The organism is Caulobacter sp. SRI_014 (assembly GCF_057586315.1).
In genome coordinates, this window is sequence record NZ_JBYCZQ010000014.1 from 107890 (window position 1) to 133085 (window position 25196).

Here is a 25196-nt window from a genome sequence, read left to right on the forward strand (position 1 = left end):
ACGCGGCGTAGCGTCGCTGGCGCGACAGGTGGCGGCGGCGGTGAAGATTGCACTCTGGCGCGAAGCAAACTCCCTCCGCCGACCATATGGTCCGGCGGACGCCGGCTGGCTCAGAATATCCAGCCGGCGCTGTCGCTGGTGACGTCACCGTTGATCTTCAACTGAAAATCGACCTTGCCGTCGCCGTTGACGTCCAGCCGAAGGAGCGTTTGGCCCCCTGAGAACGCGAGGGTCATTTCCCCGGCGGTCTTGCTGAAGCTGGAGACAAGGATGAAGGCCTGGTCCCCGGCGGAATTGATGTCGGCGTCGATACCCCCCAGGTCGATGATGTCATCCTCGGCAGTGGAGAAGTCGTAGATGATGTCCGTCTCCAGCACCGGACCGAATCCGTGGGCGACGGTGAACACATCCGCACCCGTCCCACCGCGCAGCAGGTCGTTGCCGAGGCCGCCTATGATGGTGTCGTCGCCATCACCACCGTTGAGCGTGTCCACCCCGGCCCCGCCGTCGAGACGGTTATTCCCGCTGTTGCCCTGGATGTTGTTGGCCAGCGCGTTGCCGGTCCCATCGACGTTGGCGGAGCCTTGCAGCTGCAGGCCGTCAAAATGGTCGTCGAGAGTCCAACCGAGCCCGCTGCGGACGATGTCATAGCCTTCTCCCGCCAGTTCAACGGTCTGGTCCCCCGCGTCATCGACGATGTAGACGTCATTCCCGGCGCCGCCGGTCATGGTATCGGCGCTGGTCCCGCCGTCGAGGTGGTCATTGCCGGAGCTGCCAGAGAGCGTATCGATCCCGTCGCCGCCTTCAATGCGGTCGTTGCCGTCGCCGCCATCGAGCAGGTCGGTTCCAGCTCCGCCGAGCAGCTTGTCCGCCCCGTCGCCGCCGTCCAGTCCATCGCCCTCCGCTCCGCCGTCAAGAATGTCATTGCCCAGCCCGCCGATGATGTCGTCCGCGCCGTTACCGCCGAACAGCTGATCATTGCCGTCGCCGCCGTCGATCAGGTCGTCGCCCGCCAGGCCCCGCAGTCTGTCCTTATCGCCACCACCCACCAGCTGGTCGGCCAACCGGCCGCCGTAGAAGCTGTCAGCGCCCGCCGTGCCTGCGAAGTCACGGGCCTCGGCCTGTCCGAACACCACATAGGCGCGACCGGCGCTGGCGTTGACACCGCTGGCGCCTACGATCAGGTCGTCAATTCCATCGCCATTGATGTCGCCGATTCCCGCGACTGACTGTCCGGCGAAGTCACTGGCCGCCGCGCCGCGCAGCTGGAATCCTGTGAATCCGTCAAGGCTGCCCAGGCTGACGTCCGCGGAGAAGTCCGATCCCCGCCCGAAGACCACATAGGCGGCGCCGCTCTGGGCGCCATTTCCGTCGGCAAAATAGGCGCCGACAATCAGGTCGTCATAGCCGTCGCCATTGATGTCTCCCGCTGAAACCGCCCGCCCGGCGATGTCTCCTCCAGCTTCGCCGCTGATCTTGAAACCACTGCTGCCATCAAGGGCGCCCAGGTCGATATCGGCGGCAAATCCGCCTGCCGCGCCGAAGAGGACGTAGGCGGCGCCGGAGTCACTCGCGCCCTGAAGCCGCGCCCCGACAATGATATCGCCAAATCCGTCGCCGTTGACGTCACCGGCGGCAGAAACCGCGAACCCGGCCCGGTCGTTTGCAACCGCGCCGTTGATCCGGAAACCGTTGGAGCCATCCAGGCCGCTGAGGTCGAAGGCCGCCAGCGATGTGGTGCTCCCGAAAACCACATAGGCAGCGCCCGACTGACCGCCATTCGGGTCGGCGTCGTCGGTTCCGATGATGATGTCATCAAGCCCATCGCCGTTCAGGTCACCGGCCGAACTGACAGAGCGACCGAGGTAGTCATTCGCGGCGACCCCGGCGATCCTGAAGCCGTCCGAGCCATCCAGGGACGATAGGTCGAGTGCTGCCGGGAACGGTTGGTCCGATCCGAAGACAACGTAGACCGCCCCGGACTGGCTGCCGTTTGCGTCGGACTGCCGCGCCGCGATGATCAAGTCCGAAAACCCGTCTCCGTTGAAGTCGCCGGCCGAGCCCACGGCTTCACCGCTGAAGTCGTTCTCCGCCTCACCGTTCAGTTCGAACCCGTTCGATCCGTCGAGATCGGCCAGGGCCAGTGTCGCGGCGAAGCCCGAGGCGCGCCCGAAAACGATGTAGGCGGAGCCCGACGCGCTGCCGTTGACGTCTGTGCGATGGGCGCCGATGATCAGGTCGTCGTAGCCGTCGCCGTTGATGTCGCCGGCGGACGCAACGGCCCGACCGGCATTGTCGCTGTCGGCCTCGCCGGTCAACTGAAAGCCGTTCGACCCGTCCAGGCTTGTCAGATCCAGCGACGCTCCGAATCCGGACGCCTGCCCGAAGACGACATAGGCCGCCCCCCTGTTGAAACCGGCGATGTCCGAGAACTGCACCCCGACGATGAAATCATCAAAGCCGTCGTTGTTGATGTCTCCGGCCGAGGCCACCATGGCCCCGAATTGGTCGCCGGCCACGCCATCGATGGTGAAGCCGGTTGTCGCGTCCAGCGCCGAGAGTTGAAAGATTGTTCCGAAGCTCATTTTCCCCCGCCTGGCTCTGCAGTGGCGGCGATGGGCATTGGACTTGCCTGATCACTCCCCACCCAAATCGGTTATAAGATTAGTCGGACGGGATCGAACCGCGCAACCCATGGGTAACCGACCACACCATCGTGTCGCCGTGTCGATTTTAGCTTCGGATTGAAAGGGAGATGGTGGATGTGACAGGGATTGAACCTGTGACCCCCTCGGTGTGAACGAGGTGCTCTCCCGCTGAGCTACACATCCTCTCAGGAGGCGGCGTCTATAGCGATCCGGCCGGAGCGGCGCAAGCGGCAAGGTCGGTGATGACGGCGGCCAGCTGGTCGAAGTGGCTGATGACGGCGTGGCCACCGAGCTCGGCGGCCGGGATCTGGCTGTAGCCGAAGTCGGTGACGATGCAGGGAACGCCCGCCGCCCGGGCCGCATGGGTGTCGCTGTCGGTATCGCCGACCAGGATCGAACGGGCCGGATCGCCGCCGGCCTCGGCTATGGTAAGCAGCAGGTGGCGCGGGTCCGGCTTGGGAGCAGGGGCGAGATCGGCGCCGATGATGGCGGCGAATCGGGAGGTCAGTCCGAGGGCGTCAAACAGCGGGATCGACAGGCCCGTCCGCTTGTTGGTGCAGACGGCCAGGATAGCGCCGCGGGCGGCCAGGGCGTCCATCGCCTCGACGGCGCCGGGGAAGGGGCGGCTCTCGTCGGCGATGCGGGCGCGGTAGAGGACCAGCATCCGTTCGAACAGGCGGTCCAATTGCGTCGTCGTCGGCAGGAAGCCGGCCTTCTCCAGCGCCTGTTGGGTCATCCAGCGACCGCCGCGGCCGATCAGGGTGCGCAGCTCGCTGTAGGGCGGGGGCGTCAGGCCCTCCTCGGTGAGCAGGGCCGTCAGCGCGCCGGCCAGGTCAGGAGCGGTCTCGATCAGGGTGCCGTCGAGGTCGAAGACGATCGTCCAGCCGATAAGGTCTTTGGGATTAGCCATCCCGACGGGCTTTCGGCTAAACGGGCAGTCAATGCAACGGGCTCCAGGATGACTCGATGAGCAAGCGCGCCGCCGTGATCATGGCCGCCGGCCAGGGAACGCGGATGAAATCCCCGATCCCCAAGGTGCTGCACAAGGTTGGCGGCCGCACCATGCTGGACCGCGCCATCGACGCCGCCGAAGGCGCCGGGTGCGAGAAGATCGTCGTGGTCTGCGGAACCCACAGCCCGGCGGTGGCGGCCCATGTGGCGGCGCGGCTGGGCGAAGGCGCGGTGGCCATTCAGGATCCGCCGATGGGCACGGCCCACGCGGTGCTCTGCGCGAAGGACGCCCTGGCCGGGTTCGAGGGCGAGGTGCTGGTCACCAACGCCGACTGCCCGCTGTTGACCGCCGCCGACCTGGAACCGCTGTTCGGCACGGGCGAGCTGACCATGCTGGCCTTCGAGCCGGACGATGCCGCCCTCTACGGCCGGATGATCCAGGACGCGGACGGCCGTCTGCTGCGCATCGTTGAGGCCCGCGACGCCACGCCTGAAGAGCTGGCGGTCGGGGCCTGCTACAGCGGCATGCTGGTTGGGCCGGCTGGGCCGCTGTTCGACTGGCTGGGCCGCGTCGACAACAACAACGTCAAGTCGGAATACTACATCACCAGCATCGTCGGCCTGGCCAACGCCGACGGCGCCCGGGTCGGCGTCGCCTTCGCCAGCGAGACGGCGGTGATGGGCGCCGATGACCAGGCCGGCGTCGCCCGGGCCGAATACCTCTGGCAGCAGCGGCGGCGCGGCCAGCTGATGGCCGACGGGGTGTCGATGGTGGCGCCGGAGACGGTCTTCCTGTCGTGGGACACCCGGATCGCCGGCGGGGCGATGATCGAGCCCAACGTCGTCTTCGGCCCCAAGGCGGTCATCGAGGCGGGGGCGGTGATCCGGGCCTTCAGCCATGTCGAGGGCGCCGTGGTGCGGCCCGGCGCCATCATCGGCCCCTACGCCCGCCTGCGGCCGGGCGCCGACATCGGCGAGAACGCCCACATCGGCAACTTCGTCGAGGTGAAGAAGGTCAAGGTCGGCGCCGGCGCCAAGGCCAACCACCTGGCCTATCTGGGCGACGGCACGATCGGCGAGAAGGCCAACATCGGGGCCGGAACCATCTTCTGCAACTACGACGGCTTCGACAAATACGACACCCATGTGGGGGCAGGGGCCTTCATCGGCTCCAACTCCAGCCTGGTGGCGCCGGTGAGCATCGGGGCCGGGGCGATGACCGGCTCGGGCTCGGTGATCACCCGCGATGTCGAGGACGACGCCCTGGCCCTGGCCCGTCCGGCTCAGGAGAGCAAACCCGGCTGGGCGGCGCGCTTCCGCGCGGCGAAGGCCCGCGCGAAGGCGGTGAAATGATGCGCCGGACGCTACGGACCCTCAGCCTTGCGGCTATGTTGGCGGTGTCGGTCGGAGGCGGCGCGACGGCGGCAACCCGTGACGCGCTAAAGGACATCTGTCTGGCAAATTTCGGGAGCCTGGAGAATGCCGAGGCGGCGATCCTGCGCGCGGGTTTCGCCTTCGTCGCGCTGCCGGAGCCGGACCGGTCGTTTGACATCGTCAAGCGGTTTCAGAAGGAAGAGCCGGACGGCGTCTGGCAGATCATGCTGATGTCCGACACCGAGGCCGGGACATCGAGCGGCGAACCGCCGCTCCGAACCCAGTCCTGCATCGTCAGCGCCCCCAACCAGGATCCGGTTGTCGCGAGGGAGGCTCTCGGACTTGTTCCGCAAGAGCCTACCTGGACCAACGAGGCGCAGACCCGCAGTCGTCAAACCTTTGTCATGCCCGAAGATCGCGTCATCGCCGTTGGTCCTGCCGACAGAACTCTCAAGAGCCAGTCGTTTCGTGGAAAAGGTCTGGGTCTTCTGATGGTCGATACAGCAGGGGCTCGAACCGTCGCGGGTATCTCGTGGTCGACGATCCCTTGATCGCCGGCGACCAGGGCTGGGCGGCGCGCTTCCGGGCTGCCAAACTGCGGGCGAGGGCCAAATGACCTTGGCCGGCTTGATTGGGGAAAGACCGATGCGCCTACCGATGATGGTCCTTGCCGCCGCCGCCGCCGCCGTGCTGGCCGCGCCGGGAGCCGCCTTTGCCCAGGACACGGCGTCCGGCGAGTTCCAGCGTATATGCCTGAACAACCGCGCCAACCTGAGCCAGGCGGTGAATGTGGCCAAGGCGTCGGGCTACGCCGACTACCCGGCCCCCAAGCCGACGGGCATCGACACCATGTGGGGCATGAACAAGACCGGCGCCGACGGTCGGGGCTGGGCCGTGGTGGTGACTCAGTCGCGGGTGGCCGGCGCGGGCGCCACGCCGAACCAGTTCTACGAAGCCTGCAATGTCACCGGACCGATCGACTCCGCGCAGGCCAAGGCGGCGATCAAGACCTGGGTGGGCGTCGCGCCGCAGGAAGAAACCCCGACCAAGGTCTACTACGTCTACACCGACCGGGGCGGCAAACGCGCCGTCGTCAACGGCGCCGACGAGGCGGCGATGGTCACGGCCATCAAGTCCGGCGGTTTCTGGGTGCTTCAGATCGAGGACACCGACGGCAAGACCGGCCTGACCCTGCTCAGCATCAAGCAGGCCCCGTGATCCGCGCCTTGACCATGGCCGCCGCCCTGCTGGCCGCGCCGATGGCGGCCCAGGCGGCGGATGCGAGTTTCATCGCCGAGTTCCAGACTGTCTGCCTCAACAATCAGGACAACCCGACGGCTGCGGAGGCTACCGCGCGGGCGCGGGGCTTCGTCGACAAGCGGACCGAACTGCCACCGGAACTCGGTGACCCTGTGACCCTGATCCGTGAGGCTGACGGCGGGGCCCTGGCCGTCATGCTCACCCGGATCGATAGCGGCCCGGAGGTCAAGCCGGCGTTGCGGTTTACCGGCTGCACGGTCAGCGGCTATGAACTGAACAAGGCTGACCGTGACCTGCTGGCTGGCTGGATCGCCATGCCGTCGACCCAATCACCCGACCACACGACCTATCGCTTCCGGTTCGTGGACGGCCGCAAGACGTCGGTGGGGAGCGACGACAGCGCGCTTGAGGCGGCGCTTCGGGCGGGCGGTCTCTATATCGTGGACGTGATGGACTTGCCCGGCGGCGTCTCGGTCAGCCTGGTGAATGTGACGCTGAAACCATGAGCGCTGACACCCAGAAGCAGATCGCCGGCGAGGCTGCGGCCGAGCTCGTGGAAGCCGGCATGGTCGTGGGCCTCGGCACCGGCTCGACCGCCGCCTGGTTCGTCAAGGCGCTGGCGGCGCGCGGCCTCGACATCAAGGGTGTTCCGACCTCCGACGCCACTGCCGACCTGGCGCGGGAGCTGGGCATCGCCATCGTCGGGCTGGACGATGTGAAGCGCGTCGACCTGACCGTCGATGGCGCGGACGAGGTCGGGCCGGGCCTGTCGCTGATCAAGGGCGGCGGCGCGGCCCTGCTGCGCGAGAAGCTGGTCTGGGAGGCTTCGCGCAAATGCGTGGTCATCGCCGACGCCGCCAAGCAGGTGAAGGCGCTGGGCAGGTTCCCCCTGCCCATCGAAGTCGTCCGGTTCGGCCATATCCACACGGGTCAGCGGCTGGCCGACATCGCCGCCGAGTTCGACCTGCCGCCACCGCGCCTGCGCAAGTCGGAGCGGGGCCTGGTGATCACCGACGGCGGCAACCTGATCTACGACATGGCGTCCGGAAAGATCGAGCAGCCGGCGGCTCTGGGCGAGGCCCTGAAATCGGTGACCGGCGTGGTCGACCACGGCCTGTTCCTCGACCTCGCCGACGAAGCCCTGATCGGCACCGACGAAGGCGTGGTGCGCCTGCACCCCTGAATACCTAAATAGACTGCCTGACATTCCGGAGACTGCGCCGCCATGGCCAAGTACGACTACGACCTCTTCGTCATCGGCGCCGGCAGCGGCGGTGTCCGCGCGGCCCGGCTGGCCGCCATGAGCGGCGCCAAGGTGGCCGTGGCCGAGGAATCCCGGGTCGGCGGCACCTGCGTGATCCGCGGCTGCGTGCCCAAGAAGTTCATGGTCTACGCCAGCGAGGTGTCGAACCAGATCAAGGTGGCCCAGGGCTTCGGCTGGACCATCCCCGAGGCGACCTTCGACTGGAAGCGATTCCTTGAGGCCAAGGATGTCGAGATCGCCCGGCTGTCGGGCATCTATGTCGCCAACCTCGGCAAGGCCGGGACCGAACTGGTCCACGCCCGGGCCGTTCTGAAGGACGCCCACACCGTCGAGATCATCGGCAAGGACATGACGGTCACCGCCGACAAGATCCTGATCGCCACCGGCGGGCGGCCGACCGTGCCGCAGGACCTGCCGGGGATCGAGCACGCCATCACCTCGGACGAGGCCTTCCACCTGGAGAAGCTGCCCAAGTCGATCATGGTGGTCGGCGCCGGCTATATCGCCGTGGAGTTCGCGGGCATCTTCGCCGGCCTCGGCGTCGAGACCACCCTGGTCTACCGCGGCCCCAACATCCTGCGAGGCTTCGACGACGATGTGCGTATCCACCTGACCCGCGAGATGGAGCGGCGAGGCATCCGCGTGGTGCTGGGCACCCAGCACACCAGCATCGAGAAGACCGCGAACGGCCTGCTCAGCTGCCTGACCAACGACCTGAAGCTTACCACCGAGCAGGTGATGTTCGCCACCGGCCGCGAGCCCTATGTGAAGGGTCTGGGCCTCGAAGCAGCGGGCGTGAAGCTCAATGAGCGGGGCGCCATCGCGGTGGACGAATGGTCGAAGACCAACGTCGACAACATCTTCGCCGTCGGCGACGTCACTGACCGCATCAACCTGACTCCCGTGGCCATCCGTGAGGGCGCCGCCTTCGCCGAGACCCAGTTCCGGAACAACCCGACGACCTTCGACCACGAGATGGTCGCCACCGCCGTCTTCAGCCAGCCGCCGATCGGCACCGTGGGCATGACCGAGTTCGAGGCCCGCCAGGCGTTTGGCGACGTCCACGTCTACAAGGCGGTGTTCCGGGCGATGAAGACCACCTTCTATCACGGCGAGGAGCAGATGCTGATGAAGGTGCTGGTGAACCCGCAGGACCAGAAGGTGGTCGGCGTCCACATCGTCGGCCCCGACAGCGGCGAGATGATCCAGATGGCCGCCATCGCCGTGAAGATGGGTGTCACCAAGCAGCAGTGGGATTCCACCTGCGCCGTCCACCCGACCGCCGCCGAGGAACTGGTGACGATGAAGGAGCGGTACATTCCGCCGAACCTGGGAACGGCCGCCTAGCGCGGGATAAATTTTCCGCTGCGCGTGGATTTGTCGCCACCCGCGCGCATTATTTTGCCTGTATCGTGCGCTTACTGTATGAGCCGCGATCCTTTTGAACTTTGAGCAGACTGATGACCGAGCGTTGGACCCCGCAATCCTGGAGAGCCAAACCCGCCAAGCATATCCCGTCCGACTATCCGGATGCGGGCGCCGTGACGCGGGTCGAGGACGAACTTCGCCGGATGCCGCCGCTCGTGTTTGCCGGCGAGGCCCGTCGTCTCAAAGGCCTGCTGGGTAACGTTGCCGAGGGCAAGGCCTTCCTGCTGCAGGGCGGCGACTGCGCCGAGAGCTTCAAGGAATTCTCGGCCGACAACATCCGCGACACTTTCCGCCTGATCCTGCAGATGGCGGTGGTCCTGACCTTCGCCGGCGGCAAGCCGGTGGTGAAGGTCGGCCGCATCGCCGGCCAGTTCGCCAAGCCGCGCTCGGAGCCCATCGAGACGATCGACGGCGTCACCCTGCCGTCCTACCGCGGCGACAACATCAACGGCATGGAGTTCGAGGCCGAGGGCCGCGCCCCCGACCCCGAGCGCCTGCTGAAGGCCTACGGCCAGTCGTCCTCGACACTGAACCTGCTGCGGGCCTTCGCCGGCGGGGGTTACGCCGACCTCTACAACATCCACCGCTGGACCCTCGGCTTCGTCGCCGACAGCCCCCAGGGCGCCCGCTACAAGGAACTGGCCGAGAAGATCAGCGAGAGCCTGACCTTCATGGCCGCCATCGGCGTCACCCCGGACACCCATCCGGAGATGCACCGCGTCGAGTTCTTCACCAGCCACGAAGCCCTGCTGCTCGGCTACGAAGAGGCTATGACCCGCGTCGATAGCACCAGCGGCGACTGGTACGACACCAGCGCCCACATGCTGTGGATCGGCGAGCGCACCCGCCAGCTGGACGGGGCCCACGTCCACTTCATGAAGGGGGTGAAGAACCCCATCGGCGTCAAGGTCGGCCCGACCCTGGAGGCCGACGACCTGCTGCGCCTCATCGATGTGCTGAACCCGGCCAACGAGCCTGGCCGCCTGACCCTGATCGGCCGCTTCGGGGCCGAGAAGATCGCCGACCGCCTGCCGCGCCTGATGGAGGCGACCAAGAAGTCTGGCCGCAGCGTCGTCTGGTCCACCGACCCGATGCACGGCAACACCCTGAAAGCCAACAACGGCTACAAGACCCGGCCCTTCGATCGCATCCTGGCCGAGGTTCGCGCCTTCGTGGAAATCGCCGGTTCGGAAGGCGTCCATCCGGGCGGCGTCCACCTGGAAATGACCGGCCAGAACGTCACCGAATGCACCGGCGGCGCCCGGGCGGTGTCGGAAGGCGACCTCGCCGACCGTTACCACACCCACTGCGACCCGCGCCTCAACGGCGAGCAGGCGCTGGAGCTGTCGTTCCTGGTTGCCGAGAAGCTGCGGGCCCTGCGGTCCGAGGACCTGCGGGCCGCCAGCTAACCGACCTTCCTCAGGCGCAGGTCGCGCACGCGGCCACTGCCGAGGCTCAGGGTCACGATTCGCCCCTTCTCGTCGCGGCGGAAGCGGGCGAGGTTGCCGCGCAGGTCGAAGGCGTCGCGGTAGACCGGGTTCATCGGCACGATCACCGTCGGCCGCTCTTCGAGCTTGAGCACCAGGCCGTTCACGCCGCGCGTCACCGTATAGGTCACCCCGATCTCGTCGCTGCGATAGCGGCCGACGAACGGGGCCAGCTGCACCTGGGTCGGCGCCCACAGGGGCGTGCGGCGATAGAGATAGCGATCGCCCTCGAAGGTCTTCTGTGTCAGCACGCCCTGGCCGAAGGTCAGCTCGTCGGCCCCGAACCGCACACTGTCGGGGCCGAGCGGCCACAGCGTCCCGCCGCCGGCCACCCGGATGCCCTGGGTGACGTTGGCGTCGGCGACCAGCAGCAGCGTGCGCCCCGTGCGTTCGTTGACATAGAGTCCGGCGCGGCCGGCCGGATTGACCAGCGGCTGGCCCGGCGGCTCGGGCGGGGCAGGGGGCAGGACGGTCAGGGCGACGCCGCGGCCCAGCACCGTGGCGTTGGCGTCCGAGGCGTTGCACAGCACGGCGACGCTCAAGCGCTGGCGCGGATAGTAGCCGAGCCAGGCGCGGTAGGCGCCGGTCGAGCCCGAATGGCTGATCTCCTCCTGGCCGTTCCAGGTCTGGACTACCACGCCCCGGGCGTAGGTGATGCGCAGCCCGTTGTTCAGCACCGCCCGGCGGCGCATCTCGACGGTCAGGAAATCGCCGAGCTTCTGGGAGGCGAGGGCCGCGTTCCAGGTCTGCAGATCGGCGACGGTGGTGATCAGGCCGCCGTTGCCGTAGCCTTCCTCGAAGGGCATCTGCTGCTGCCAGCCCTCGGAGGCGCGGGCGTAGGCGATGGCTCGGCCCTTCACAATTCGCCGGAAGTCATTGCGCCAGCTGGTCTTTCCCATGCCGAGCGGCTTGAAGATGCGGGCCGCCGTGAAGTCGGCGAGGCTCTGTCCCGAGGCCTTGCGCACCACCTCGGTCAGCAGGTTGTAGCCGCTGTTGGTGTAGGCGTACTCGGCGCCCGGCAGGTAGTTCAGGCCCCGCTGGCGGCGGATCAGATCGACGACATCGTCCTGGGTGAAGGCCCGGGTCGTGCGCGGCCAGCCCTGCCAGAAGGCCAGATCGCCCCAGTCCCTAAGGCCGCTGGTGTGGCTGAGCAGCTGGTCGATGGTGATCGGCCGGCCGTAGTCGGGGAGTTCCGGCAGGTACTTGCGGACATCGTCGGTCAGCTTGACCTTGCCGTCCTGGACCAGCAGCAGGATGGCGGCGGCGGTGAACTGCTTGGACACCGACCCGGCCTCGAACGGCGTGGCCACCGTGATCGGCACATCATGTTCGAGATCGGCGCTGCCGTAGGCCCGCTCGACCAGCACCTTGCCGTCCTGCGAGGCGGAGACGGCGCAGCCGGCGCTCTCCAGGCTGTTGTAGCCGGCGAACAGGCGGTCGACCTGGGTGACACGGTCGGGCGCAGGCGCAGCCGGCGCCTGGCCAAGGGCCAGGGTCGGCGCGGCCAGCACGGCCGTTACCAGCAAGGCAGGCTTGAAAATCCCCATCTGCGGCTTGGTAACCCGAGACGGGGACTTGAGGCTAGCCCGGGCGCTTCACGAACGGCTGGAGCTTCCAGCGGACCAGCGAGCGCCAGACCCATTCGAACGGGCCGTAGTGGAAGGCCGACATCCACGGCTTGCTCCACAGGAGGATCAGCAGCCAGATCCCTGCGACGACGCCGTACAACTCATAGCGCTCGAGCTTGCCGAACAGGCCAAAACCAAAGCCGCAGAACAAAAAGGCGGTGATGATCGACGTGCCGAGGTAGTTGCTGAGCGCCATGCGTCCGGCGGCGGCCAGCCGACTGACCAGCCAGTTCAGGCCCCCCGAGCGGACCAGCAGCATCAGGGCGCTGGCGTGGGCCAGGGCGATGATGGGGCGCGGAATGGCGGCCCAGTAGCTGTTTTCCTGGCGCAGGAAGGGCTCGAAGTCAGCCTGGGCGACCCGCCAGGCCAGCCAGGCGGTGAGCGGCATGCCGACGCCCCATCCGATGGCCATCAGGGTGGCGTAGGAGCGGGTCTTCCAGCCGAGGGTGAAGAAGCCCAGCCGGTAGAGGCCGACGCCGATCATCATCTGGGCGATGGCTTCCCACAGGGTCTCGGTGACCAGGAAAACGGTCTGCAGCAACACGGCCATAAAGGCGCGCGCCTTCATGGCGTCGAAGAAGTCGCCGCGGTAGCCGGCGAGTTCGCGCTGGGCGAACTCGGGCGGCGGATTGACGATGAACGACTGTTGGGCCCAGGCCTTGCGAGCCGCCTCGCTGGCCCCTTCGGCCTGGGCGGCGTCGCGCAGCGACTGCAGATGGTGGGTCTCGAACAGGCCCTTGGCGACCAGCAGGGCGAGAACCACGGCGCCAAGGCCGATCAGCAGTTTCGGTGACCATTTGCGGAACAGGAACACCACCGCCCCGGCGATGGCGTAGGTGACCAGGATGTCGCCGAAGAACAGCAGATAGGCGTGCAGCATGCCGAACACGAACAGCCAGAACACCCGGCGATAGTGGATTGCGGCGGGCCCGGGGCGCTGGCCCTCGGCGCGGTCGGCGATCAGCATCAGGCTGGCCCCGAACAGCATGGTGAACAGGCCGCGCATCTTGCCGTCGGCGACCACATAGTTGACCGCCCAGGTCCAGATGTTGGCCGTCTTGTGCGGCTCGAACCCGTAGTAGGTCGGGTCGATGTAGGCGAAGGCCGGCAGGCCCATGCCAACGATGTTCATCAACAGAATGCCCAGAACGGCAAAGCCGCGCACGGCGTCGATGGATGTGTGTCTTTGGTCGTTGGTCATGAGCGCCCTCCCCAGGGATTACGGGGAAGGGAGGCCGCTTGGACGCAAAGGTCAAGACGCCGGCCTGGCCAGAACGACAACCAAGCTTGTCCGCCCGTACGGGTTGATGGGCCCCGCGAACATCGCCAGTGTTCCGGCCCTTCGAGGGACCCATGAACCAGACGCCGACGGCGCGCGCCGACCTGATCGAACTGTTGCGGCTGGCCGGACCGGTGGTCATGGCCCGCCTGGGCATCATGGTCATGGGCCTGACCGACGCGATCATCGTCGGCCGCTACTCGGCCGAGCAGCTGGGCTTCCACGCCCTGGGCTGGGCCCCCACCTCGGTGATCGTGACCACGGCCGTCGGGCTGTTGCTGGGCGTGCAGGTGATGACCGCCCGGCTGGTCGGCGAGGGGCGGCGTCACGACACCGGCGCGGTGCTGCGGCGGGGCATCGTCTACGCCTTCTGGCTCGGTGTGGCGTCGACGGTGGCCATGTTCCTGCTTGGCCCGCTGTTCCTGCGCTCGCTTGGCCTCGAGGCCGGGCTGGCGGAGGGGGCCGGCAAGGCGCTGCGCATCTTCGCCCTGTCCCTTACGCCCTATCTCGTTTCGGTGGCGGCCACCTTCTACCTCGAGGCCCTGTCGCGGCCCGGGCCGGGGATGTGGACCATGTGGGCCGCCAACATCGTCAACCTGGGGCTCAACCTGCTGTTTGTGCCGGGCGCCTTCGGCATTCCGGCCATGGGAGCGGTCGGCGGGGCATGGTCCACCCTTGGGGCGCGGATCTTCCTGATGGTGGTCCTGCTGGCCTGGATCTGGCGGATGAAAGACGCTCGCGAGCTCGGTGTCTTCGACAAGCCCGCAGCCAACCCCGCCCAGGCCGTGGAACAGCGCCGGATCGGCTATGGCGCGGGGGCCAGCTACTTCGTCGAGACGGCTGCTTTCGGGGGCATGAACATTGTCGCCGGTTGGCTGGGGGCAGTGGTCGTGGCGGGCTATGCCGTGGTGCTGAACGTGGCGGCGGTGATCTTCATGGTCCCGCTGGGCCTGTCGGCGGCGACCGGGGTGCTGGTCGGCCGGGCCTACGGCGCGCGCGATCGGGCGGGGATGGCGCGGGCAGGCTGGCTGGGCTTTGGCGTCGCGATCGTCTTTGGCCTTCTTATCTCCGCGCTTGTCTGGCCGCTCGCGGCCTGGATCGCCGGGGCCTATACCCGCGAGGCGGCCCTCATCGCCCTGGCCGCGCCGGCCCTGGTGCTCTCCTGCCTGTTCTTCGCCGCCGACAGCCTGCAGGTGGTGGCGGCGCAGGCGCTCCGGGCCCGGGGGGAGGTCTGGCTGCCGACCTTCACCCACATCCTCAGCTATGCGCTGATCATGTGCCCCTTGGCTTGGTGGTTGGCCCATCCGATGAAGCTGGGGCTGAACGGCATCATCTGGGCCGTGATCCTGGCCAGCCTGATCTCGGCCGGTTGCCTGGTCGGGCGGTTCTGGCTGCTTGCCGCGCGTGACAAGGCCTGGGCCGCGTCCGAAGACACGGCCCAGGCCCCTCAGTAGCCGAACACCTCGGCGACGCGATCCTCGCGGGTCACGGTCGAGGCGTTGCCCATCCCGGCCTGGAACAGGGCGTTCTGCAGGGTCCAGTGGCTGGGCCCCACGACAACGCCGACCGTTTCCAGGGCCGCGACAATAGCGCCGCGGGTTTCGGCCGGCACGGGATCGTTGTCCTGACCCCGGGCCTCGTTCAGACGCCATCCAAAGACGGCGTCGCGCGAGACCTGGACGACGGCCGGGGGCGTCCCCAGCCGTTCGAAGAACACGCTCTCGCCCGTGACCGCGTTGGTGACGTAGTCGCGCAGGCAGTTGCGGTAGCGCAACGCTGCCTCCCGCAGGTCGGCCTTGGTGGCCAACAGGCGGAAGCCGACAGGCGTTTCCAGCGACGTCGGCGGGATCTCCCCGATGATGTCGTCGGCCGCCCATTCGAACAACTGCGCCACGCTGCCGGCCCGTCCCCAACGCTCGGCCACCGCCGCCATGGCCCGCTCGTCGAGACGGCGGGCGATGGCTTCGTAGGCTTCGTTCAGGACCGAGGCCTGACCCCCGTCCAGCGCGAACCGCCCACCCCCGGCCCGCACAACGGCGGTCGGCAGGACGACCGCCCCGCGAACGGTTTGCGGCGTGACCTCGACCGCGTGGTTCATCACCTTGGCGGTGAAGGGGTCGGCCAGGGCGGCCAGCAACTGACGGTATTCCGTCTCCGCCCAGGCCTCTTCACCCATCCGCTCCAACACGCGGCCCAAACCGGCGGGCGCATCCGGCAACAGGTTGCGCAACGCGGTCCGCAAGGGATCGGACAGAACCGTTTCCAGCGACTCGGCCGTGTGCTCGCGGTCCATCAAGGCCAGGCAGGCCAGGTGGCGGCGAGCGGCGGGCGCGGTCAGGAAGGCGCCGTGCGGCTGCCCCCATACCAGGGCGATCCGGTCGGCGAACTCGCCGGCCAGCTTCCGCAACAGCGGGGTGGGGACATGGACTACGGTCCAGGGACCCGTCCAGGCGTTCATCGTCAACTCTCCAGGCGTCGCTATGGCGACACCGGGAGGCGCCGCCAGGTTACAGGTGTCTGAGGCGCGCCAGGACGTTGCCGCCAGGACGCGCGCGTTGCTGGTCGCCGAAGCTCCAGCAGGGGGTTAGGGCGCGCGTTTTCATGCGGCGGTTAGTCTCCAAATCGAGGGGGCGGCGTGTCTCACACCGAACGGCGGTCTGACAAGAGGGGTGTGGCGCGAGGGTTAACGAGCGTTGCGCTCGCGCCACAGGGGAGGGGCCTAAGCCCCCAGGATCCAGCCTTCTTCGGCCTCGATGATCGCCACTTCGGCCTCATCGATCGCCTTCGACGGCCCGAAAGCCTCGCCCAGCTTGCCGGCCTCGTCGAGGCGCAGGAAGTGTTCGCACAGGGCGCGGACCTGGGCCCGGTCGAGGATCTCGCCGGCTTCCGGGCGCACGTCGCCGAGCGCCGGATAGACCTCGGCGAACAGCACCTCGATGTCGGCGACATCGGCGTCCTTCAGCGTCTTCCAGCCGGTTTCGAACGGCCAGGCCTTCGCCTTGTCGCCCAGTTCCAGCTTGAGCGCCCGCAGGGCCGGGATGCCGACGATGGCCTGACTGCCGACCGTGCCGTTGCCGAAGATCTGCCAGACGCTTTTCGCGCCGGCCTTGCCCTTGCCCTTGCCCTGCGTCGCCAGCTCGGCGGCGCGCAGCAGCGGCGGCAGGTCGGCGGTATGCTCGGGCTTGGTCGACGACAGCCAGGTCTGGGCGTCCTTCGCCGGGCAGCCCCAGAAGGGCTTGGCGGAATCGGTCATCAGCCGGTTGGCCTTGTTGGCCACGGCGAACCGATTGTTGAGATTGGTGGGCTTGTCGACGACGTTGTCGGCCAGGAATTTCCACATGCCGGACCAGTCGGCGTCCTTCAGGCCCAGCTTGGCCGCCGTGCCGCGCGGATAGCCGAGCGGGAAGTCGAAGCCGACCAGCACCCGCTCGCCACGCCGACGCAGGTCGCCGATCACCTCGCGCAGGGTCGCCATGGCGCCGGCGCGGGTGGCCGGGTTGTGGGCCTCGAAGGTGGGGCGGAAGCGGGCGTCACGCTTGTTGACCCCGATCCAGATGGAATCGCGGCCCGTCTTCGGTGTCGAAGACGCGCTCCAGTCGACCATTACAAAGGCGTCGAACAGCCGCGCCACGATCACTCTCCAGCTTGCAAAACCCAATTCAGGCGGGGCTTGTAGGCCATGGGGGCCGTTGCGGGAAGGCAATTGGTTGAACTGTCATACGGGCGTGCTACGGCCCGCTCCGTACAAGGAAGGATCGGTCACCCGATGAGGCTCGCCGCTATCATCTCGCTCTGCCTGCTCGCCGCCGCCTGCGGGCCGGGCCCGGACAAGATCAACAAGGTCGAGACCCTGCCGCCGTTGAGCGGTCCGGTGTTCGCCACCACCGGCTCGATCTCTTCGGTGACGCTGGAGAGCGCCACCATCGACCATGAGGCGGTTCCGGAAGCCGGCCTGCCCGCCGGCCGCACGACTTTCCGCGCCTATGCCGATGTGATGGCCGCCGCGCCGGAGGCGGCGGGATCAAGGGTGGCGCTGAGTTTCCAGAAGCAGGGAGACAAGTGGGCCCTGACCGAGCTCAAGGCCCGGGACTAGGCCCCCCTTTTTTGAGCATAGGCCATTTGCGTGTCGCCACCCTTTCAGAGGGCGCGGCCAAGCGGCGCTGAGCCTACCGATATCCCGAACTCAATCGGGAAGATCGTTATGTCCAAAACCTTTATCCGCCTAGCCATGGGCGCCGCTCTGGCCGTCGCCCTCAGCGGCGCGGCGACCGCCGCCGACGCCACCCTGAAGGTGAAGGCCGGCACGTCCGCCGCCATGGCCGGCAAGTGCACCGCCGCCACCGTCCTGTTCGCCAAGTTCACCGAGGACGAGGTCAAGGAAGGCGAGGACAAGCCGATGACCGACATGGCCATGACCTGGCTGAACTTCCTGCAGGCCCAGAACGAGGCCTATCAGAAGGCCGCCGTCGAAGAGATGGTCAAGACCACCGACGGCTACACCAAGGCGGTCGAGAAGAGCAGCACCGAGGGCCTGACGGCGATCGCCGGCGACGTGGCCGGCTGCATCCTCGAGATGGAAGTCTGATCGAGAAACGCCGGGACGCGTTGGGGTTCAACGCGTCCCTTGCGGGGCCTCAGCTGAGCTTGACCAGCATCTTGCCCATGTTCTCGCCCTTGAAGAGCTTGATGAAGGCGCCGGCGGCGTTGTCGATGCCCTCGTCGACGGTGTCTTTCCACTTCAGCTGACCCGAGCCGATCCAGGCAGACATGTCGCGCAGGAAGTCCGGCAGCATGTCGTAGTGGTTGGAGACGATGAAGCCTTCCAGCTTCAGGCTCTTGCCGACCGCCTGGATGATGTTGGACGGGCCCTTGGGCTCGCCGGTCTCGTTATACTGGCTGATCATGCCGCACAGCGCGAAGCGCGCGAACGGGCGGGCCGAGTCGATGGCCGCCTCCAGGTGCTCGCCGCCGACATTCTCGAAATAGACGTCGATGCCCTTGGGGGCCGCTTCGCGCAGGGCGGCTTTCAGGTCGTGCGTGGCCTTGTAGTCGATGACGTGGTCGACGCCGATCGACTTGAGGAAGGCGGCCTTTTCCGGCCCGCCGGCCGAGCCGATGACGGTGTGGCCCTTGATCTTGGCGATCTGGCAGACGACCGAGCCCACGGCGCCGGCAGCGGCCGAGACGAAGACCACGTCGCCGTCCTTCAGGCCGCCCACCCGCAGCAGGCCGGCGTAGGCGGTCATGCCGGGCATGCCGGCGACGCCCAGGAAGGCTTGCAGCGGCAGGCCGCTGGAGGTGTCGAGCTTCTGCACCGTCTTGGCGTCGGCGTTGTAGGCCTCGCGCCAGCCCCACATCGACTGCACCGCATCGCCGACCGCGAAAGCCGGGTCGTTGCTGGCGATCACCTCGCCGACCGCGCCGCCCTGCAGGGCCTCGCCGATCTGGAAGGGCGGGACGTAAGAGGGACGGTCGTACATGCGGCCGCGCATGTAGGGGTCAACCGACATGAAGTGGTTGCGCACCTTGATCTGGCCGGGGCCGGGGGCGGGCAGGGTCACCTCGGCGACCTCGAAATTGGCGGCGGTGGGCAGGCCTTCCGGGCGGCTCTTGAGGCGCACTTCGCGGGACGTGGTCATGGAGTTTCCTTCCGTTTTACGGCGTACATTCAAACGACTGTTTAGGCGCATCTGACCGTTCGCGAAAGCCGCGAACTGCGCTAAACCCCGGCCCATGACGAAACTTCTCAAAGCCGGTGTGGTCGGTTCGGGCGTCTTTGGCGGCTATCACGCGCGCAAATACGCCGAGATGGAAGGGATCGAGCTGGTCGGCATCTACGACCTGCATCCCGAACGCTGCTTCGACATGGCCAATCAGTACGGCGCGGAAGCCTATGGCGACCTCGACGACCTCCTGAAGGTTACCGACATCATCACCGTCGCCACCCCGGCCACGACGCACGCCAGGCTCGCGTTGCAGTGCCTGGCCGCCGGCAAGCCGGTCTATGTCGAAAAGCCCTTGGCCACGACGCTGGAGGACGCCGACCGCCTGATCCAGGCGGCGGCCAAGGCCGGGCTGGTGCTGGCTTGCGGTCACCAGGAGCGGGTGGTCAGCCAGGCCATGGGCCTGCTCGACATTCCCGAAAAGCCCCTGCGGCTGGAGGCGGTGCGCAAGGGCACGCCGTCGATCCGCAGCAAGGATGTGTCGGTGGTGCTGGACCTGATGATCCACGACATCGACCTGGCTCTGGCGCTGACCGACGCCGAACCCTTCACCGTCGAGGCGGAAGGGACGCCCGACGAGATCACCGGCGAGGCCAGCTTCGAGGACGGCTTCACCGCCGTGTTCACCGCCGCCCGCAACGCCGAGGCGCGGGAGCGGACGATGCGGATCGTCTATCCCTCGGGCATTCTCGAGATCGATTTCGTCACGCGGGAGTTCAAGAATTCAACGCCGTTTGCGCTGAACCAGGACTTCACCGAGACCCCGGCCGGGCGTGACCCGCTGGGGACCAGCGTCCAAGGCTTCGTCAACGCGGTGCTGGGCAAGTCGCCCCGACCAGTGGTGACGGGCGAGGAGGCGGCGCGGGCGCTGGACTTGGCGCTGGCGGTGGAACAGGCCGCCGGCTTCTGACGCCACGTCAAGGTTGCCAGCGGCGCAAACGGCGCCATGGTTCGCGTCAGCTGAGGAGCACGCCATGAGCAACGCCTGGGACTTCGAGTTCACCGCCATTGACGGCCAGCCGCTGCCGATGACGACCTTCAAGGATCACCCGGTGCTGGTGGTCAATGTGGCCAGCAAATGCGGCCTGACCCCGCAGTACGATGGGCTGGAGAAGCTCTACGCCGAGTACCGCGACAAGGGCTTCGTGGTCCTGGGCGTGCCCTGCAACCAGTTCATGGGCCAGGAGCCGGGGACGGAAGCGGAGATCAGCGAGTTCTGCCGCACCAACTTCGGCGTCGACTTCCCGATGACCGGCAAGGTCGATGTGAAGGGCGACGGCGCCCATCCCTTCTACAAATGGGCGGTCGAGCAGGTCGGCGAGCCGGCCGAACCGGTGTGGAACTTCCACAAGCTGTTGGTCGGCAAGGACGGCAAGCTGGTGAACGTCTTCGGACCGCGCACGGACCCGCTCGATCCGGAAATCAAGGCGGCGGTCGAAGAGGCGCTCTGAGCCCATGGCCTGGCCGCTGGACCCGGCGGTCGTCCCGGCCTTTCTGGCGGCCATGGTGCTGGTCGAGCTGACGCCTGGACCCAACATGGCCTATCTGGCGGCCCTCTCGGCGGAGCGCGGACGGCTGGCCGGCTGGGCGGCGGTGCTGGGTATCCAGCTTGGCCTGGCGACCTATCTGGCCGCCTCAGTGCTGGGCCTGACGGAACTGCTGCTGGCCTGGCCGCCGGCCTGGGAAATCCTGCGCTGGGCCGGGGTCGGCTACCTGCTGTGGCTGGCCTGGGACTGCTGGCGCGGCGAGGAGGCGGGGCCCGAGACGGTGGCGACGGCGCCGCAGGGCTGGTTGCGCCTGGTCGGGCGTGGCTATCTGGCCAACATCCTCAATCCCAAGGCGGCGCTGTTCTATGTCACTCTGCTGCCGGGCTTTGTCCGCGAAGGCTTTGCGCCGCCGGCCCTGCAGGCAGGGCTGTTCGGGCTCGGCCACCTGCTGATCAGCGGCCTGGTGCATGGCGGCATCGTGCTCGGGGCGGCCAGCGCCGGGGTCATCCTGACCCGATCAGCCGGCATGGCGACAGTGCGCAAGGTGATGGCCGTGGGGATCGCCCTGGTCGCCGTCTGGCTGGCCTGGCAAACCCGGCGTTAGTCGTCCTTCTCGGCCTGCGCCTGTTCGGCCAGGGCGTTCTGGGCTTCCTCGAAGCTGCTGGCCTTCACCGCCCGCTTGTCGAGTTCATTCTCGGGTTCGGCCACTTTGAGGGTCACCGCGCTGCCGGAGGCCTTTGGCGCGGCGACGCCGATTTCCTGAACCCGGCGCTTGTCGTGCTGGGCGGCCTGGTAGTCGATGCGTTCCTCGTCGGTGACGACGCCGTCCTTGTCGGCGTCGGCCGGGTTGGGGAACAGGGGCTTGGCCTGCTGGGCCAGGGCGGGGCCGGAGACCAGCAGGGCGGCGGCGGTGATGAAGGCCAGGCGCATCTTGATCCTCCGGAGCGGATGAAGAGTGGCGCCAAGCCGGGGCCCGATCAAGGCAGAGCGCTGACCCCGAAGATCATGCCGTGTCCCCACATCAGGGCGGCCCAGATGACCACGGCCAGGAGCAGGCGCCACCAGCCGATCTCCATGATCCGCAAAGGCTGGCGGCCCTGGACGACGGCGGCGAAGGGGATGTTGGCGGTCTGGGCCATGAAGGCTTTGTAGGGAGTGCCGAGGGCGGCCTTGCGCTTGGCGTCGATGGACCAGGTCCCGAAGACGCCGAGCACGGCCATCGACCCGAACAGGATCAGGCTGGGCGCATCGCCGTTGAGCAGCAGGTGACCGGCGGCCCAGATGACCACGCCCCAGAGGAAGGGGTGGCGGGTGATGCGCAGCATGCCGGTCACCGGCTTTTCGACCGCGCCCTCCTGTTTGACGCTGGTCGGGTTGGGGGTCAGCAGGCCCGGGACCACGAACAGCAGGGCCAGCAGCTGGATGCCGGCCTGGGCCCAGCGGGCGGCGTCGGGGACGCTCCAGAGGACAGGGCCGGTCCCCTTGGCGGCGCCGTAAGCCATGCTCAGCCAGACAATGACTCCCACGGAGGCAAGGGAGAACAGGCCCATGTAGGCGGGCTCGCCGACCACCCCGACCAGGGCGCCGCGCAGGCGGGTGCCGGAGATCAAGAGGTGGATCAGGACAAAGACGGCGGCGGCGGCGATCAGCATGGACATGGCGGGGCCTCCCGAGGAATGACGGGAAGGTGCGCGCTATTATTTACGCTGTCAATTATGGCTTTTGTCTTCGTGGTCGTCATCCGCGTAGTCGCCGTCGAAGAGGTCGGGGACGGTGTCATCGTCCTCGTCATCCTCATCCCAGGGCGGGGGCTCGTCCTCGGGTGGGGGAGGCGGTGCGGCCCGTTTGGCCACTTTCGGGGCCGGGGGTGGCGGTGAGGCGGAGACGACCTGGGCGGTGCGCGGGCGCCGCACGATGGCCTCGATGCGGGCCAGCCACTGGTTGGCGGCCTGGGCGCAGCTGGCGGCGGTGGGGGCGTCGCGGCGGGTTTCGTCGCCGGCGGTCCAGAGCTGGAGGTCGAAATCGGGATTGACCGGATCGTCGAAGACCAGCCGCAGGGTGACCTCGCGGGCCGTGGCCGGCACGCGGTCGAGGGCCTTGCGGGTCTCGCCCCGGAAGACGCGGGCGGCGACCTCGCCGTCGATCAGCAGTTCGGCGCCGGTGACCTCCTCCAGCCGGTAGACCATGCACCAGTCGCCCTTGTCCCAGGCGGTGGCGAACAGGCCCGAGGTGACCGACAGGCCGGCGCCGCGAGCCCGGCCCCTGGCGATGATGGTGGCTTCCGACGGGCCGCCGAGGACGCGCTTGAGCGCGGCGCCGATCCGCCGTTCCTCGTTGGTCGCCCAGAGGATCAGGCTGCCCAGAAAGGTCACCGCCGTGCCGGCCAGGGCCAGGGTCAGGATGAGGCGGGCGATCTCGTTCATTGCGGGGAGGCTAGCGGGATTCCTTGGGGGCGGCGATTGGCGTCCAGCGGCACGACGAGGCCGGGCAAAACGCCGCCGGCCAGCATGTGGCGAGTCAGGCGCTCGTAGTGCTGGATGAAGCGGTACAGCCCCAGCTTTTCCTCCGGATGTAGCGGTCGGCCGAGAAGGCCCGCCTGCTGTTGCTCTCGCCAGCCCTGGACGACCTCGAAGGCGGGGGCGCGCAGGTGCAGGAAGCTATCGAAGCGGCTGAACAGTGTAGCATAGGGGCCGGTGAGGAAGCGGTTTATCGCGGTGCGCCAGACGCCGTCCGGATCCTCGTCGCGTTCGAGGGCGTTGACGGGTTCCATAAGCATTTCAGGGGCTTGTGGCGTCGCTCCCAAGCACCAACCTTCGATGAGGATGGCGGTCGGGCGGCCTTCGAAGATCGGCCAGGCGTCGGGCGTCAGGCGGTCGTCGGCCAGTTTGTCGAAGGCGGGCAGGGGGGTGCGGCTGTCGTTGTCGGCTGTCGAGAGCGTCTCGATGATCGACAAAAGCATGGCGATATCATGCGAGCCGGGTACGCCCCGAGTCGCGAAAAGCTTGTGGTGGGATAGCGATAACGTCTGCCTCTCATCTCGGGTCAGGTAGACGTCGTCGAGGGACAGGTGCGCCGCCCCGATGGCCTCGGCTACGGCGGTGACCAGGGTGGTCTTGCCCGACCCCTGGGTTCCCGAGACACCGATCAGCGGCGGGCCATTTTTACCCGGGGTAAAGGTCAGCGCGGTCAGCGCGGCCGCGACCTCCGGGTGCGGCCGGGTCATTCGGCCTTCGGCTTGGCCTTGGGCGGCAGCTTCTTGAACAGCAGTTTGTCGATGCGGCGCTCGTCCATGTCGACGATCTCGATGCGGTAGCCGCCGTAGGAGAGGGTCTCGCCCTCCTTGGGCAGGTGGCCGAGCCGCTGCAGCACCAGGCCGGCGGCGGTGTGGAAGCCGCCGTCGTCGTCGATGTTGAGACCCAGCTCCTTGTTGAGGTCGTCGAGGTCGGTGCGGCCGTCGACCAGCCAGCTGCCGTCCTCGCGCACAATGATCGACCTGGCCGCGTCCTCGTCATGGCTCTCGGGGAAGTCGCCGGCGATCATCTCGAGAATGTCGATGGCGGTGACCACGCCCTCCAGGGCGCCGAACTCGTTGACCACGATGGCCATGTGGTGCGGCGTCTGTTTGAGCAGTTCCAGGGCCTTGAGGACGCTGGTGGTCTCGGGGATGTAGAGCGGCGTCACCACCACGCTGGCGAGGTCCAGCGGGCCGCCGTCGAGGACGCGGTCGAGCAGGGCCTTCTTGTGGACGATGCCGGCCGGTTCATCGATGTCCATGCCGTCGGCCACGACAATGCGGCTGTAGGGGCAGGAGCGGATTTCGGTCTTCAGGGTCGCTTCGTCGTCGGCCAGGCTGATCCAGTAGACGTCCTTGCGCGGGGTCATGGCGACGCGGATCGGGCGGTCGCCCAGCCGCATGACTTCGGCGATGATGTTCTGTTCCTCGGGCTCGATGAGGCCGGCGTTGGCCCCCTCGGCGAGGACCGTCTCGACCTCTTCCTGGGTGATGGCCTCGCCGCTGTCGTCCTTGACGCCCATGAGGCGCAGCAGGCCCGCGGTGGAGAAGGTGAGCAGGCTGACGAAGGGGTGCATGGCCCTGGCCATCAGCGACAGCGGCCGCGAGACCACCCCGGCGATAGTCTCCGGGTAGATCATGGCGAAGCGCTTGGGCGCCAGCTCGCCCAGCACCAGTGAGAAATAGGTCAGCACCACCACGACGATGCCGGTGGCGATGACGTGGCTGTATTCGGCGATGGCCGGGTATTTGGCGAAGGTCTTGGCCAGCTCGCCGGCGATGGTCGCCTGACCGTAGGCGCCGGCCAGGATGCCGATCAAGGTGATGCCGACCTGCACGGCGGACAGGAAGCGGGTGGGGTCTTCGGCCAGCCGGAGGGCCTCGGCGGCGCCCTCGTCGCCCTTCTCGGCGCGGGACTGGAGCTTGGCTTTGCGGGAGGAGACGACCGCCAGTTCGGACATGGCGAAGACGCCGTTGAGCACCACGAGGAGCAGAACCACGGCGCAGGCGATGAGTAACATTGTCTCTGGTCAGGCGACGGGGCGCAGCATGCCCCACGGCGGGGAGCATAGGGGGTGATCGCGCGGAACGCGAGGAGGTGTTGTGTGTGGGGGGGGGGGGGGGGGGGGAAGACAACCTTGACCTCCAAAAGAGC

Annotated in this window: 25 protein-coding genes and 1 tRNA gene; 13 read left to right on the top strand and 13 right to left on the bottom strand. The window is 67.6% G+C overall.

All coding sequences use genetic code 11. The annotated features are described in order from the left end of the window. Window positions 1-110 precede the first annotated feature (110 nt). From AC2YG9_RS21575 to AC2YG9_RS21585, 3 genes are all read right to left on the bottom strand, one after another. Window positions 111-2585: a hypothetical protein gene (locus AC2YG9_RS21575; RefSeq protein ID WP_487300061.1), complete on the bottom strand. Its 2475-nt coding sequence runs from the start codon at window positions 2583-2585 to the stop codon at window positions 111-113. A 171-nt stretch (window positions 2586-2756) separates the two neighbouring features. Continuing rightward, a tRNA-Val gene (locus AC2YG9_RS21580) sits at window positions 2757-2831 on the bottom strand. Between the two features lie 16 nt (window positions 2832-2847). Further along, window positions 2848-3558 carry an HAD hydrolase-like protein gene (locus AC2YG9_RS21585; protein ID WP_487300062.1) on the bottom strand — a complete coding sequence of 237 codons (711 nt, stop codon included), beginning with the start codon at window positions 3556-3558 and terminating at the stop codon, window positions 2848-2850. 56 nt (window positions 3559-3614) lie between these two features. Between AC2YG9_RS21585 and glmU the strand changes: the two genes are divergently transcribed. From glmU to AC2YG9_RS21620, 7 genes are all read left to right on the top strand, one after another. After that, on the top strand, window positions 3615-4952 hold the full coding sequence (gene glmU / locus AC2YG9_RS21590; protein ID WP_487300063.1) for a bifunctional UDP-N-acetylglucosamine diphosphorylase/glucosamine-1-phosphate N-acetyltransferase GlmU: 1338 nt from the start codon (window positions 3615-3617) through the stop codon (window positions 4950-4952). Continuing rightward, window positions 4949-5524, top strand: a complete 576-nt coding sequence (locus tag AC2YG9_RS21595; protein ID WP_487300064.1) for a hypothetical protein — start codon at window positions 4949-4951, stop codon at window positions 5522-5524. Before glmU ends, AC2YG9_RS21595 begins: the two co-directional genes overlap by 4 nt. Before the next feature lie 94 nt (window positions 5525-5618). Further along, a complete protein-coding gene (locus tag AC2YG9_RS21600; RefSeq protein WP_487300065.1) occupies window positions 5619-6191 on the top strand; it encodes a hypothetical protein in 573 nt (190 codons plus the stop codon). An 8-nt stretch (window positions 6192-6199) separates the two neighbouring features. Next, window positions 6200-6739, top strand: a complete 540-nt coding sequence (locus AC2YG9_RS21605) for a hypothetical protein (RefSeq protein WP_487300066.1) — start codon at window positions 6200-6202, stop codon at window positions 6737-6739. Further along, entirely contained in the window at window positions 6736-7416 is a 681-nt protein-coding gene (rpiA, locus tag AC2YG9_RS21610) for a ribose-5-phosphate isomerase RpiA (protein WP_487300067.1), read from the top strand. The genes AC2YG9_RS21605 and rpiA overlap by 4 nt, the downstream gene beginning before the upstream one ends. A gap of 42 nt (window positions 7417-7458) precedes the next feature. Further along, window positions 7459-8844: a glutathione-disulfide reductase gene (gene gor / locus AC2YG9_RS21615; RefSeq protein ID WP_487300068.1), complete on the top strand. Its 1386-nt coding sequence runs from the start codon at window positions 7459-7461 to the stop codon at window positions 8842-8844. A 113-nt stretch (window positions 8845-8957) separates the two neighbouring features. Then, window positions 8958-10334, top strand: coding sequence for a class II 3-deoxy-7-phosphoheptulonate synthase (locus tag AC2YG9_RS21620; protein WP_487300069.1), 1377 nt, complete (start codon window positions 8958-8960; stop codon window positions 10332-10334). On the opposite strand, the gene AC2YG9_RS21625 is transcribed toward AC2YG9_RS21620, so the two are convergent. Beyond that, window positions 10331-11938 carry a serine hydrolase domain-containing protein gene (locus tag AC2YG9_RS21625; RefSeq protein ID WP_487300070.1) on the bottom strand — a complete coding sequence of 536 codons (1608 nt, stop codon included), beginning with the start codon at window positions 11936-11938 and terminating at the stop codon, window positions 10331-10333. The two genes, AC2YG9_RS21620 and AC2YG9_RS21625, sit on opposite strands and share 4 nt — an antisense overlap. A gap of 55 nt (window positions 11939-11993) precedes the next feature. Continuing rightward, complete coding sequence (locus AC2YG9_RS21630) at window positions 11994-13241, bottom strand: DUF418 domain-containing protein (protein ID WP_487300071.1); 1248 nt, start codon at window positions 13239-13241, stop codon at window positions 11994-11996. Between the two features lie 152 nt (window positions 13242-13393). On the opposite strand from AC2YG9_RS21630, the gene AC2YG9_RS21635 reads away from it, so the two are divergent. Next, on the top strand, window positions 13394-14773 hold the full coding sequence (locus tag AC2YG9_RS21635) for an MATE family efflux transporter (RefSeq protein WP_487300072.1): 1380 nt from the start codon (window positions 13394-13396) through the stop codon (window positions 14771-14773). On the opposite strand, the gene AC2YG9_RS21640 is transcribed toward AC2YG9_RS21635, so the two are convergent. Together AC2YG9_RS21640 and AC2YG9_RS21645 are read right to left on the bottom strand one after the other, a co-directional pair. After that, entirely contained in the window at window positions 14767-15777 is a 1011-nt protein-coding gene (locus tag AC2YG9_RS21640; protein WP_487300073.1) for a hypothetical protein, read from the bottom strand. The two genes, AC2YG9_RS21635 and AC2YG9_RS21640, sit on opposite strands and share 7 nt — an antisense overlap. Window positions 15778-16038: 261 nt before the next feature. Further along, complete coding sequence (locus tag AC2YG9_RS21645) at window positions 16039-16950, bottom strand: cobalamin biosynthesis protein CbiG (RefSeq protein WP_487300074.1); 912 nt, start codon at window positions 16948-16950, stop codon at window positions 16039-16041. Between the two features lie 135 nt (window positions 16951-17085). Here AC2YG9_RS21645 and AC2YG9_RS21650 point away from each other — a divergent pair, with 135 nt between their 5' ends. Next, complete coding sequence (locus AC2YG9_RS21650; protein WP_487300075.1) at window positions 17086-17412, top strand: copper-binding protein; 327 nt, start codon at window positions 17086-17088, stop codon at window positions 17410-17412. Window positions 17413-17520: 108 nt separating this feature from the next. Further along, entirely contained in the window at window positions 17521-17904 is a 384-nt protein-coding gene (locus AC2YG9_RS21655; protein WP_487300076.1) for a hypothetical protein, read from the top strand. A 49-nt stretch (window positions 17905-17953) separates the two neighbouring features. On the opposite strand, the gene AC2YG9_RS21660 is transcribed toward AC2YG9_RS21655, so the two are convergent. Then, window positions 17954-18958: an NADP-dependent oxidoreductase gene (locus AC2YG9_RS21660; RefSeq protein WP_487300077.1), complete on the bottom strand. Its 1005-nt coding sequence runs from the start codon at window positions 18956-18958 to the stop codon at window positions 17954-17956. Window positions 18959-19052: 94 nt separating this feature from the next. Between AC2YG9_RS21660 and AC2YG9_RS21665 the strand changes: the two genes are divergently transcribed. The 3 genes from AC2YG9_RS21665 to AC2YG9_RS21675 all read left to right on the top strand — a co-directional run bounded on the left by AC2YG9_RS21665 (window position 19053) and on the right by AC2YG9_RS21675 (window position 21133). Further along, on the top strand, window positions 19053-19952 hold the full coding sequence (locus tag AC2YG9_RS21665; protein WP_487300078.1) for a Gfo/Idh/MocA family protein: 900 nt from the start codon (window positions 19053-19055) through the stop codon (window positions 19950-19952). 64 nt (window positions 19953-20016) lie between these two features. After that, window positions 20017-20493 carry a glutathione peroxidase gene (locus tag AC2YG9_RS21670; protein WP_487300079.1) on the top strand — a complete coding sequence of 159 codons (477 nt, stop codon included), beginning with the start codon at window positions 20017-20019 and terminating at the stop codon, window positions 20491-20493. 4 nt (window positions 20494-20497) lie between these two features. After that, on the top strand, window positions 20498-21133 hold the full coding sequence (locus AC2YG9_RS21675; protein WP_487300080.1) for a LysE family translocator: 636 nt from the start codon (window positions 20498-20500) through the stop codon (window positions 21131-21133). Here the strand turns inward: AC2YG9_RS21675 and AC2YG9_RS21680 are convergent. From AC2YG9_RS21680 to AC2YG9_RS21700, 5 genes are read right to left on the bottom strand one after another with little or no spacing between them, the layout of a single operon-like run. Beyond that, window positions 21130-21459 carry a hypothetical protein gene (locus tag AC2YG9_RS21680; RefSeq protein ID WP_487300081.1) on the bottom strand — a complete coding sequence of 110 codons (330 nt, stop codon included), beginning with the start codon at window positions 21457-21459 and terminating at the stop codon, window positions 21130-21132. The genes AC2YG9_RS21675 and AC2YG9_RS21680 overlap by 4 nt on opposite strands. Before the next feature lie 47 nt (window positions 21460-21506). After that, window positions 21507-22187, bottom strand: a complete 681-nt coding sequence (locus tag AC2YG9_RS21685) for an NnrU family protein (protein WP_487300082.1) — start codon at window positions 22185-22187, stop codon at window positions 21507-21509. A gap of 51 nt (window positions 22188-22238) precedes the next feature. Then, window positions 22239-22952: a hypothetical protein gene (locus AC2YG9_RS21690; RefSeq protein ID WP_487300083.1), complete on the bottom strand. Its 714-nt coding sequence runs from the start codon at window positions 22950-22952 to the stop codon at window positions 22239-22241. Then, complete coding sequence (locus AC2YG9_RS21695) at window positions 22949-23752, bottom strand: kinase (protein ID WP_487300084.1); 804 nt, start codon at window positions 23750-23752, stop codon at window positions 22949-22951. The genes AC2YG9_RS21690 and AC2YG9_RS21695 overlap by 4 nt, the downstream gene beginning before the upstream one ends. Next, the gene (locus tag AC2YG9_RS21700) at window positions 23749-25062 is read right to left on the bottom strand and encodes a hemolysin family protein (RefSeq protein WP_487300085.1); all 1314 of its coding nucleotides are present in this window, start codon (window positions 25060-25062) and stop codon (window positions 23749-23751) included. Before AC2YG9_RS21700 ends, AC2YG9_RS21695 begins: the two co-directional genes overlap by 4 nt. Window positions 25063-25196 lie beyond the last annotated feature (134 nt).

Bases quoted from the DNA above. Each gene is read 5' to 3' on its own strand.
- AC2YG9_RS21665 (WP_487300078.1), top strand. From the start codon at position 19,053: ATGACGAAACTTCTCAAAGCCGGTGTGGTCGGTTCGGGCGTCTTTGGC.
- AC2YG9_RS21685 (WP_487300082.1), bottom strand. From the start codon at position 22,187: ATGTCCATGCTGATCGCCGCCGCCGCCGTCTTTGTCCTGATCCACCTC.
- AC2YG9_RS21695 (WP_487300084.1), bottom strand. From the start codon at position 23,752: ATGACCCGGCCGCACCCGGAGGTCGCGGCCGCGCTGACCGCGCTGACC.
- AC2YG9_RS21660 (WP_487300077.1), bottom strand. From the start codon at position 18,958: ATGACCACGTCCCGCGAAGTGCGCCTCAAGAGCCGCCCGGAAGGCCTG.
- glmU (WP_487300063.1), top strand. From the start codon at position 3,615: ATGAGCAAGCGCGCCGCCGTGATCATGGCCGCCGGCCAGGGAACGCGG.
- AC2YG9_RS21690 (WP_487300083.1), bottom strand. From the start codon at position 22,952: ATGAACGAGATCGCCCGCCTCATCCTGACCCTGGCCCTGGCCGGCACG.
- rpiA (WP_487300067.1), top strand. From the start codon at position 6,736: ATGAGCGCTGACACCCAGAAGCAGATCGCCGGCGAGGCTGCGGCCGAG.
- AC2YG9_RS21600 (WP_487300065.1), top strand. From the start codon at position 5,619: ATGCGCCTACCGATGATGGTCCTTGCCGCCGCCGCCGCCGCCGTGCTG.
- AC2YG9_RS21680 (WP_487300081.1), bottom strand. From the start codon at position 21,459: ATGCGCCTGGCCTTCATCACCGCCGCCGCCCTGCTGGTCTCCGGCCCC.
- AC2YG9_RS21640 (WP_487300073.1), bottom strand. From the start codon at position 15,777: ATGAACGCCTGGACGGGTCCCTGGACCGTAGTCCATGTCCCCACCCCG.
- AC2YG9_RS21700 (WP_487300085.1), bottom strand. From the start codon at position 25,062: ATGTTACTCATCGCCTGCGCCGTGGTTCTGCTCCTCGTGGTGCTCAAC.
- AC2YG9_RS21595 (WP_487300064.1), top strand. From the start codon at position 4,949: ATGATGCGCCGGACGCTACGGACCCTCAGCCTTGCGGCTATGTTGGCG.
- gor (WP_487300068.1), top strand. From the start codon at position 7,459: ATGGCCAAGTACGACTACGACCTCTTCGTCATCGGCGCCGGCAGCGGC.
- AC2YG9_RS21635 (WP_487300072.1), top strand. From the start codon at position 13,394: ATGAACCAGACGCCGACGGCGCGCGCCGACCTGATCGAACTGTTGCGG.
- AC2YG9_RS21575 (WP_487300061.1), bottom strand. From the start codon at position 2,585: ATGAGCTTCGGAACAATCTTTCAACTCTCGGCGCTGGACGCGACAACC.
- AC2YG9_RS21620 (WP_487300069.1), top strand. From the start codon at position 8,958: ATGACCGAGCGTTGGACCCCGCAATCCTGGAGAGCCAAACCCGCCAAG.
- AC2YG9_RS21655 (WP_487300076.1), top strand. From the start codon at position 17,521: ATGTCCAAAACCTTTATCCGCCTAGCCATGGGCGCCGCTCTGGCCGTC.
- AC2YG9_RS21630 (WP_487300071.1), bottom strand. From the start codon at position 13,241: ATGACCAACGACCAAAGACACACATCCATCGACGCCGTGCGCGGCTTT.
- AC2YG9_RS21675 (WP_487300080.1), top strand. From the start codon at position 20,498: ATGGCCTGGCCGCTGGACCCGGCGGTCGTCCCGGCCTTTCTGGCGGCC.
- AC2YG9_RS21585 (WP_487300062.1), bottom strand. From the start codon at position 3,558: ATGGCTAATCCCAAAGACCTTATCGGCTGGACGATCGTCTTCGACCTC.
- AC2YG9_RS21670 (WP_487300079.1), top strand. From the start codon at position 20,017: ATGAGCAACGCCTGGGACTTCGAGTTCACCGCCATTGACGGCCAGCCG.
- AC2YG9_RS21650 (WP_487300075.1), top strand. From the start codon at position 17,086: ATGAGGCTCGCCGCTATCATCTCGCTCTGCCTGCTCGCCGCCGCCTGC.